The sequence below is a fragment of the Brevundimonas sp. CURTG3B2_SDJG genome, from assembly GCF_057364705.1.
The window spans coordinates 1-7,530 of record NZ_JBNFOJ010000145.1; the positions used below are offsets into that span (position 1 = coordinate 1).

Annotated in this window: 11 protein-coding genes; 3 read left to right on the top strand and 8 right to left on the bottom strand. The window is 71.6% G+C overall.

The features are described 5' to 3' along the window. The 5 genes from AC2W7C_RS10850 to AC2W7C_RS10870 form a co-directional block, all read right to left on the bottom strand. Positions 1-525, bottom strand: a 525-nt coding sequence (locus AC2W7C_RS10850; protein WP_486001455.1) for an alkaline phosphatase D family protein, incomplete at its 3' end; no start/stop codon positions are given. A 44-nt stretch (positions 526-569) separates the two neighbouring features. Continuing rightward, the gene (locus tag AC2W7C_RS10855) at positions 570-824 is read right to left on the bottom strand and encodes a PhoD-like phosphatase N-terminal domain-containing protein (protein ID WP_486001456.1); all 255 of its coding nucleotides are present in this window, start codon (positions 822-824) and stop codon (positions 570-572) included. Between the two features lie 55 nt (positions 825-879). Next, the gene (locus tag AC2W7C_RS10860; RefSeq protein ID WP_486001457.1) at positions 880-2,634 is read right to left on the bottom strand and encodes a TonB-dependent receptor domain-containing protein; all 1,755 of its coding nucleotides are present in this window, start codon (positions 2,632-2,634) and stop codon (positions 880-882) included. Further along, on the bottom strand, positions 2,613-3,161 hold the full coding sequence (locus tag AC2W7C_RS10865; protein ID WP_486001458.1) for a TonB-dependent receptor plug domain-containing protein: 549 nt from the start codon (positions 3,159-3,161) through the stop codon (positions 2,613-2,615). The genes AC2W7C_RS10860 and AC2W7C_RS10865 overlap by 22 nt, the downstream gene beginning before the upstream one ends. A gap of 107 nt (positions 3,162-3,268) precedes the next feature. Beyond that, the gene (locus AC2W7C_RS10870) at positions 3,269-4,321 is read right to left on the bottom strand and encodes an NAD(P)-dependent alcohol dehydrogenase (RefSeq protein WP_486001459.1); all 1,053 of its coding nucleotides are present in this window, start codon (positions 4,319-4,321) and stop codon (positions 3,269-3,271) included. 125 nt (positions 4,322-4,446) lie between these two features. Here AC2W7C_RS10870 and AC2W7C_RS10875 point away from each other — a divergent pair, with 125 nt between their 5' ends. Then, a complete protein-coding gene (locus AC2W7C_RS10875) occupies positions 4,447-4,938 on the top strand; it encodes a LysR family transcriptional regulator (protein WP_486001460.1) in 492 nt (163 codons plus the stop codon). A 2-nt stretch (positions 4,939-4,940) separates the two neighbouring features. Further along, entirely contained in the window at positions 4,941-5,354 is a 414-nt protein-coding gene (locus AC2W7C_RS10880; protein ID WP_486001461.1) for a LysR substrate-binding domain-containing protein, read from the top strand. Positions 5,355-5,358: 4 nt separating this feature from the next. Here AC2W7C_RS10880 and AC2W7C_RS10885 read toward each other — a convergent pair whose 3' ends face one another. After that, complete coding sequence (locus AC2W7C_RS10885; RefSeq protein ID WP_486001462.1) at positions 5,359-5,706, bottom strand: DUF1428 domain-containing protein; 348 nt, start codon at positions 5,704-5,706, stop codon at positions 5,359-5,361. Positions 5,707-5,911: 205 nt separating this feature from the next. On the opposite strand from AC2W7C_RS10885, the gene AC2W7C_RS10890 reads away from it, so the two are divergent. Then, complete coding sequence (locus AC2W7C_RS10890; RefSeq protein WP_486001463.1) at positions 5,912-6,235, top strand: Mpo1-like protein; 324 nt, start codon at positions 5,912-5,914, stop codon at positions 6,233-6,235. A 33-nt stretch (positions 6,236-6,268) separates the two neighbouring features. On the opposite strand, the gene AC2W7C_RS10895 is transcribed toward AC2W7C_RS10890, so the two are convergent. Together AC2W7C_RS10895 and AC2W7C_RS10900 are read right to left on the bottom strand one after the other, a co-directional pair. After that, the gene (locus AC2W7C_RS10895) at positions 6,269-6,592 is read right to left on the bottom strand and encodes a UrcA family protein (RefSeq protein ID WP_486001464.1); all 324 of its coding nucleotides are present in this window, start codon (positions 6,590-6,592) and stop codon (positions 6,269-6,271) included. Between the two features lie 114 nt (positions 6,593-6,706). After that, entirely contained in the window at positions 6,707-7,459 is a 753-nt protein-coding gene (locus tag AC2W7C_RS10900; RefSeq protein ID WP_486001465.1) for a hypothetical protein, read from the bottom strand. Positions 7,460-7,530 lie beyond the last annotated feature (71 nt).

The window sequence follows — 7,530 nt, forward strand, 5'->3', positions numbered from 1 at the left end:
GGCGGTGTCCAGCACATGCGCCGTGGCCAGGTCGCCGAAGGCGAAACGGCGGTGCAGGCGGACCCCGCGGTCGGCCCGCAGGGCGCTGGGCCGCAGCGGCATGTGCTCGAAATAGGCCTGGTAGGCGGCCGCGCGCCGCGCGAGGAAGGCCGGGCCGTCGGCGGTGACCCCGCCCTGGTCCGCGCCGTAGTCGTTCTCCACCTCGTGGTCGTCCCACGAAACGATGAAGGGCAGGGCGGCGTGGGCGTCGGCCAGGTGTGGATCGGTGCGGTAGAGGGCGTGGCGGGCCCGGTAGTCGTCCAGGGTGAAGGGCGGCGGAGACCCGAAGGCGCGGACATCCGGCCCCTGGCCGAAGGATTTCTCGTAAATGTAGTCGCCGACCTGCAGCACGGCGGCGGGACCGGCGGCGACCATGTCGGCGTAGGCCGAGAACCAGCCGTGCTCCCAATGCTGGCACGAGGTCAGGGCCAGTCGCAGGCGGTCGGGACGCTCCGGAAGAGTGGCGGTCCGGCCGGTGCGGCTCACGGCCGATCCCAGGTGGAACCGGTAGAACCAGGGTCGTCCGGGCGTCAGGCCGCCGACCTCGACATGGACGGCGCCGCCGCGCGCGGCGGGGCCGGGACGGTTCCGGTGCGGACCACGCGGCCGAAGCCCTCGTCCTCGGCGATTTCGTAGGCCAGCCGCAGATCCCGGTCGAAGCCGGGAACCCGGGTCCAGATCACGAACCCGTCCGTCGCCGGCTCGCCCGAGGCGACGCCCAGCGGGAAGGGATCGTGGTCCAGGCGCGGAACCGCGTCCTGGGCCTGGACGCGGCCGGCGTCCACGAAGCGGGCGCCGCCAGCGCCATGGCGCCCGACAGCAGGCGGCGACGGTCCATGGTCAGAACGCCGCCGACAGGCGGACGTTGAAGCTGCGCCCGTTGAGGCCCAGCGGCGTCTCCTCGCCCGTGGGGAAGCTGCCCCCGGTGGCGGCGATCACGGTGTGCTGGTCCGCGATGCCTTCGGGGCGCTGGTCCGTCAGGTTCTGGACCCCGGCCTCGATCCGGACGCCGGGCCGCATCTCGTAGGCGGCCAGCAGGTCGACGGTGTGGCCGCCGTCGAAGGTCTGGGTCGCGACCAGCGGGGCCGAGGTGTAGTCCCCGAACACCGCCGTCGACAGCTGCACGGTCAGCGGCCCATGCGTCAGCGCGGCCTGGCCGGTGAACTTGTCCCTGGGCTGGGCGGCGGTCAGGAACAGGATCGACTTGGTGTTCAGCAGGGGCAGGTTGGGCAGGACCGGATTGGGGCGCAGGACGTCCAGCTCGGACTCGAAGCGGCCGTAGCCGGCGTTCAGCGACAGGCGGGTCCGGTCGCCCAGGTCGCCCTGCCAGCGTGCGACGATCTCATACCCCTCGGTGGTCGTGTCGACGGCGTTGGTGAAGAAGCGGACCTGCTGGAAGTTGGTGATGCCGGCGCCGGTCAGGATGGCGACGACGGCGGGGCCGCCCAGCTGTTCGCTGAGGGCGATGCGGTCCTGGATCCGGATCCGGAAGGCGTCGGCGGTGACGGTCAGCCCCCGCCACGGCCCGGCCACCAGACCGAACCCGACGTTGCGGCTGCGCTCGGCCTTCAGGTCGCCGGCTCCCAGGGCCCGCGCCACGGGGTCGGAGACCGGCAGGGTGCCCACGGTGACGAGCCGCCCGGCCGAGGTCGCGCCCTGGACGGCGCTGAAATACTGCTGCTGCAGGGAGGGGGCCTTGAAGCCCGTGCCGGCCGCGGCTCGGATCGCCAGGCCGGAGAACAGGTCCCAGCGCGCGGTCGCGCGCCAGGTCGTCTGGCCGCCGAAGTCGTCGTAGCGGTCGTAGCGCGTGGCCAAGCCCAGAAAGACCGCGTCGGTCGGGCGCAGCTCCAGGTCGGCGAAGGCGGCGTAGGCGTTGCGCCCGGCGTCGGTCGGATTGCGGGGATTGAAGCCCGCGAAGCCGTCGGCGCCCAGGCCGGTGTAGGCGGCCGGTTCCCCGTTGCGGATGGCGTAGGTCTCACGGCGGAACTGGGCGCCGGCGGCCAGGTTTCCGCCCGCCATCACCTCCAGCGGGCGCGAGACGACCAGGTCCGTCACCCACTGGCGGTAGGTCACGCCGCCGGAGTCGAACCGGGTGGGGCTGGCGGCCCCCAGGGTGACGTTGGCGGTGTCGTGGACTTCGAAGTCGGCCTCGCTGGAGCCGTAGGTCAGGCTCAGGTCCGCCTCCAACCCGGCGACCGGCCCGCGTACGCCGGCCGACAGGCCCGCATCCCAGATGGTGGGCTCGATGACCGGCAGGAAGCCGTTCGGCCAGACCGGCGAGAAGCCGGGCACGCGGAAGCCGGCGGCGTTGTTGGAGACCTTGTGGGTCAATGTGCCGAACCCGTAGGCCTCGAACTCGCCGAGGGGGACGGCGGCGTCGAAGGCGACGCTCTGGATCGAGGTCTGGGGGTCGCCGATGCGATAGGTGACCCGGTCGAACCTCTGGTCCACGAGCGCGCGGTTGGTGGCGGCCTGGCGACGCGCCTCGGCGGCCAGGGTCAGATGCCCGCCGTCGCCCAGCACGAAGCCCGCATGGCCGCCCGTCGACCAGGATTCGCCGTCCCCCTCGCCGGTCACGCCGCGCCGACGGCCCATCGGCCGCCCGAGGCGTCGGACTTCAGGATGATGTTGACCACGCCGGCGATGGCGTCCGAGCCGTACTGGGCCGCGGCGCCGTCGCGCAGGATCTCGATCCGGGCGATGGCGCTCTCCGGGATGGTGTCCAGGTCCACCCCGGCCGTACCCCGCCCGATGCTGTTGTTGACGTTCAGGATGGCGTTGGCGTGACGCCGCTTACCGTTGACCAGGACCAGGGTCTGGTCCGGAGCCAGGCCGCGCAGGGTCACCGGACGGGTGTTGGCCGCCGTCGCCGTCGTCGCCGCCCGGGCGAAGTTGACGGACGGCTGCAGGGTGTTGAGGGCCCGGCTCAGGTCCGGATAGCCCGTCGCCGCCAGGGCCTCGGCGGAGACGACGTCGATCGGCGTGGAGGCCTGCAGGGCGGCGCGGCCGGGCGAGCGGGTGCCGGTGACGATGATCTCGTCGAGCGCCGCGGCCGAAGGGTCCTGGGCGTGGGCCGAGGTTCCGACCGCGGCGAGGGCGGCGGCGACAAGGCAGGTCTTCATTTCGATATCCCCCGAATGACGGGGGCTCGAATAGGCGCAGGCCCGACCGGCCGGGTATCGCTCAAGCGGGACGGCCGTTGCGCTAGGCGCAACGGCCGTTCGGGTCCTTACGCCGCCGCTTCCAGCGAGCTCATGTCGATGACGAAGCGGTAGCGGACATCCGAGCGCTCCATGCGGTCGAAAGCGGCGTTGATCTGGTCCATGCGGATCATCTCGACGTCGGGAAGGATGGTCTTCTCGGCGCAGAAGTCGAGCATCTCCTGGGTCTCGCGGATGCCGCCGATGGGCGAGCCGGAGACGCGTCGGCGGCCCAGCAGCAGGGGCAGGGTCGACAGTTCGTCCACCGGCCCCAACTGGCCGACGATCACCAGCGTGCCGTCGACGTCCAGCAGCCGCAGATAGGGATTCAGGTCGTGCTTGACCGGGACGGTGTCGATGATCAGGTCCAGGCTGTCGGCGGCGGCCTGCATCGCCGCCTCGTCGGTCGAGACCAGCAGGGCGTGGGCGCCCAGCTCGGCGGCGTCCGCGGCCTTGTCGGGCGAGCGGCTCAGCACCGTGACGTGGGCGCCCAGGCCGACCGCCAGCTTGACCGCCATATGGCCCAGGCCGCCCAGGCCGATGACGCCGACGCGGCTGCCGGGACCGACGCCCCAGGTTTTCAGCGGCGACCAGGTGGTGATGCCCGCGCACAGCAGGGGCGCCGCACGGGCGACGTCCAGGGCGTCGGGCACCGACAGGACGAACTCCTGGCGCACCACCAGATGCTTGGAATAGCCGCCGTAGGTGGGCTCGCCGGTGACCCGGTCGCGGCCGTTGTAGGTCTGGGTGTTGCCGTGGCGGCAGAGCTGCTCCTCGCCCTTCTCACACTGGTCGCAGTGCTGGCAGCTGTCGACCATGCAGCCGACGGCGACCCGGTCGCCTTCCTTGAAGCGGGTGACCTCGGGGCCGACGGCGGTGACCACGCCCACGATCTCGTGGCCCGGGACGACGGGATAGGTCGACCAGCCCCAGTCGTTGCGCGCCTGGTGCAGGTCCGAGTGGCAGACGCCGCAGTACTGGATTTCCAGGGCGACGTCGCCCGCGCGCAACTCGCGGCGGTCGAAGGTCCAGGGCGCCAGGGGGGCGTCGGGGGATTGGGCGGCGTAGCCGATGGTCTTCATGATCTTTCGGGAAACGGAGATGGCGGACGCGGCCGGGCCGCTTCCGTGACGCCAGCAACCTAGGCCGTGCGCGAGAAGGCGATTAGGGGCTATTGTCCACATGAACCTATGAATGGAGTTCATCAATGCGGCGCGACGAACTGGGAGACCTGGCGGCCTTCCTGGCGGTGGCCGAGGAGCGCAGCTTCACCCGGGCGGCGGCGCGGCTGGGGACGTCGCAGTCGGCGCTGAGCCATACGGTGCGCCGGCTGGAGACGCGGTTGGGCCTGCGCCTTCTGGTGCGCACGACGCGAAGCGTGGCGCCGACCGAGGCGGGGGAGCGGCTGGCGGCGACCCTTCGGCCCGCCTTCGACGACATCGACGCCCGCATCGAGGCGCTGAGCGAGCTGAGAGACCGGCCGTCCGGCAACATCCGCATCACCTGCACCGCGCATGCGGCCCACACCGTCCTGTGGCCCGCCCTGGCCCGCGTGTTGCCGCGCTATCCCGACATCCGGGTGGAGCTGGCGACCGACGACACCTTGGTCGATCTGGCCGAAGGGCGGTTCGACGCCGGCGTGCGGCTGGGGGAACTGGTGGCCAAGGACATGATCGCGGTCCCGATCGGCCGAAGGTGAACATGGTCGTGGTCGGCTCGCCCGGCTATTTCGCCGGCCGGCCGGTCCCGCGGACCCCGCACGACCTGACCGACCACCGCTGCATCAACCTGCGCCTGCCGACGCTGGGCGGGCTCTACGCCTGGGAGTTCGAGAAGGACGGGCGCGAACTGAACGCGCGCGTCGACGGCCCGCTGGTCTTCAACGACATGGATCTGGTCCTGAATGCGGCCCTGGCCGGCCTGGGGCTGGCCTTCGTGATGGAGGACCAGGCCGCGCCGCTGATCGCCCAGGGGCGCCTTGTCCCCGCGCTGCGGGACTGGCGCCCGCCGTTCCCGGGCTATCATCTGTATTATCCCAGCCGCCGCCAGCCGACGCCGGCCTTCGCGGTGCTGGTCGAGGCCCTGCGGTACAGGCCCCAGGCGAAGGGAGGGTGAGGCCCTATTCCTCCACCAGCACCTCGAACCCCGCGAAGATCATGCGTTTGCCGTCGAAGGGCATGTCCATGCCCATCATGCGCTCGTCGCTCATCAGTGTCTCCCAGGCGGCGTCGCGGACCGCCCGGTCGGGCCAGGTGATCCAGCCGACGGCGACCGTCTCGCCGTCTTCAAGGGCCACGGCCTTGCGGAAGTCGGTCAGCTTGCCCTCGGGCACGTCCTCGCCCCAGGTCTCGGTGACGCCGAGGGCGCCCTGTTCCTTGAAGAAGGGCGTCGTCTTGCGGGAATGCTCCAGATAGGCCGCCTTGTTGGCGACGGGGACCGGGATGACCGTGATGTCGAGGAAGCGCATCGGAAATCTCCTATTTGGGGCTAGCCCGCGAGGCGGTCGCTCGCCGTTCCAGGCTCGGGTGAAGCGGATGGGCCGGACGCCCACGGGTTAAGCGCGATGCGCGCGGGGAGGTTTCGTCGAGGCCGGATCGACAAGCACGGCCGCGAAGCGCGCCTGCGGAGGGCCTGAGCTTGCCCACGGCCGCGCATGGAGTCATCGTCGCGCCATGACCACGCAAGAGCCGGCGGGCGGACGCTTCGAAAGCTTCTCGGCCTTCTATCCCTACTACATCCACGAGCACTCCAACCGGACGTGCCGGCGGATCCACGTCGTCGGATCGGCCCTGGTGCTGGTGGTCCTGGCGACGGCGATCGCGACCCTGAACCCGCTATGGCTGCTGGCCATGCCGGTGGTCGGCTACGGCTTCGCCTGGGTCGGGCATTTCTTCTTCGAGAAGAACAAGCCGGCGACGTTCAAATATCCGCTGTGGAGCCTGATGGGCGATTGGCGGATGTTCTTCGAGACCGTCACCGGAAAGCGCCGGTTCTAACGCCGCCGCCCTCCGGGTCTCGGGACGTCTGGCTCACGGCCGGCGGCGCCAGCCGCTGTCGTAGGCGCGGCGGACCGGGATCGGCATGGCCGACGCGATCTGGATCCGCATGCTGGCGCGGCAGTAGTTGAGATCGCCGCGCCGGTGCGGGGGAACCACCGTTTCGGCGTGGCCGCGGCAGTAATCCCGCGCCGCCTCGGCGACGCGCTCGACCAGGCGGGCGCGGTCGCTCTCCTCGCGCAGGTTCAGGTCGGCGTAGGGCACCCGGGCCAAGGGCGGGAGCGGGGCCGTCCGGGCGGGGGCGGGGGTCGAGCAGGCGGCGAGCAGCAGCCCGCAAACGATGGCGAGGGGTCGCATCGAGGGTCTCCAGGTTCGGGTTTTCGAGGGTCCTGCCGTCAGGCAAGCCGGGGGCGGTCGCCGCCGTGGGCGGCGTCGGGTCTGGGTTGGAAGGCGGAGGTCAGAAGGGAAGGATCAGGGAGGAGCGGGGATCAGGGCGCGCCCTGCTCCATCTCCCCGGCTCTTCGCCGGAGATCGGAGGCCTGTCGTCGCAGGTCCGCGGCGCGGGCGCGGATCTCGCCCTGGCGGCTGGGGTCGGGCGCCGTGAGGGCGCTCAGCTCCGTCGCCGTCGCGGCGGCCTCCATCTGGCTGGCCCCTTCGCGCATTCCCGAGCGCCTGTCGCCGCTGCTCCAGAGCCATCGCCTGCTGCTCCGCGACGTGGGCCGCGACCTCCTGTAACTCCGACGCGGCCGGCGCCGGCGGGGCGACGTAGGGCGCGTCGACCGCGACCTGGACCGGCGTCCGGACCACGCCGGAGGCGTCGATCTGAACGCCGCTGGGGGTGCGGACGGCGCCGCTGGCGTCCAGCTGCACGCCGTTGGGCATGCGGACGGCCCCGCTGGCCTCGCGTTGCAACCCGTCGTCGGTGCGCAGAGCCCCGCTGGCGTCGATCTGCACGCCGGTCTTGTTCTTGTTCTTGTCCTTGTCCTTCAACTCGGCGCCGGCGGCGAGGACCTGCTGCAGGCCTTCGAACAACTCGCGCTCCTCCTGGGGAGTGAGGGGCTGAAGGCTCGCGGGATCCTTGGCGGCCAGCGTGCGAGCTTGGGTCCGGAGCTCCTGCGCCTCTCGCTCCAGGTCGGTGGCGTCCACGAGCAGGCCGGCGCGGTCCTCCGCGTCCAGCGGCAAGGCGGCCGCCAGGTCCCGCATGTAGCGGGCGCGCTCCTCCATGGTCCGCGCGCGGCCTCCATCACGGCCAGGCCCTGCCGGCGCTGGCGCAGGACCAGGGCCAGGCGCTGGGC